At 77.3% G+C, this 1,033-nt stretch carries 1 protein-coding gene and 1 pseudogene; one reads left to right on the top strand and one right to left on the bottom strand.

Translation table 11 applies throughout. The features are described from left to right. Positions 1 to 87 (top strand): annotated as a pseudogene (locus MCM47_RS44525) (sulfurtransferase); the annotation flags it as partial. A gap of 63 nt (positions 88 to 150) precedes the next feature. On the opposite strand, the gene sepH reads toward MCM47_RS44525, so the two are convergent. Then, positions 151 to 1,033: septation protein SepH (gene sepH, locus MCM47_RS41425; protein WP_238951912.1), on the bottom strand; the 883-nt coding region annotated here is incomplete at its 5' end.

The following is a 1,033-nucleotide window of genomic DNA, read 5'->3' as shown; positions in this document are numbered from 1 at the left end:
CTGCCGGCCGCGTTGTACCCGGGTTCGTGGAGCGAGTGGTCGAGCGACGAGAGCCGGCCGGTGGCGGTCACCGACCAGCCGGGCTGAGCCGTACGCGGCGGGCGGGGCGGGGGGCCGCCCCCGCCCCGCCCGCCGTACGGTGGCGTTGCGCTACTCCTGTTTCTTGCGCCGGCTGCCGAAGACGATCTCGTCCCAGCTGGGCACGGTGGCCCGGCGCCCGGGGCGGACGCCGTCCGCCTCGGCCTGCCGGTCGGTCGTGCCGACGAGCCGCTCGCGGTGGGGGGCGACGGCGCGCGGCATCAGGATGTCCGCGTACGCCGAGCCGGCTCCGACGGCGGGTGCGGCCGCGGCGGCCGCCTCCTCGCTCTCCTCGGCGACCTCGCTCGGCACCGGTTCGATGGACGGCGGGGCGCCGACCGCGAGGTCGCCGCGGAAGGCGGGGACGACGTCGAGCAGGCTGGTCAGCGAGTCGCGGGACTCCGCGGTGGCCTCGCGGGCCTCGCGCACCTCGCGGCCGGACATGATGCGGTCGGCGGAGGGCCGGTCGATCATCGGGCGGGGCGGCCGGTCCTGGGGGAGCCGGGCGATCCGTGGGATGAACGGGAAGACCGACTCCTCCTCGCGCTCGACGTTCTCGCCGATCAGCGCGCGGGCCTCGTCGTCGTTGGGCTGGACCAGGCGCCGGGGCGGGTCGTACGTCCAGGACGCGGAGCGGCCCTCGCCGTCGGCGCGGTAGGAGAGGATGACCTCCCACGTGCCGTCGTCGCGGCGCCAGGAGTCCCAGCGCTCGGTGTCCTTCTCGGCGCCGCGCAGCGCGAGCCGCTCGGCGACGGCCTCGCCGAGCTGCGGGCCGGGGGACTCGCCGTGCCGGCGGATCGCGGTCTTGCGGGCCCGCTCGGCCATGAAGGCGCGCTCGGCGAGCACCGGCCCCTCGAAGCGGCGGACCCGGTCGACGGAGATGCCGGCGGCCTGCGCGACCTCCTCGGCGGAGGCACCGGCTCGTATCCGCGCCTGGATGTCACGGGGGCGGAGG

The organism is Kitasatospora sp. A2-31 (genome assembly GCF_022288725.1).
In the GTDB taxonomy this organism is placed as follows: Bacteria; Actinomycetota; Actinomycetes; order Streptomycetales; family Streptomycetaceae; genus Kitasatospora.
The sequence above is the reverse complement of the archived record's forward strand: the minus strand, read 5'-3'. Positions and strand labels throughout refer to the sequence as shown.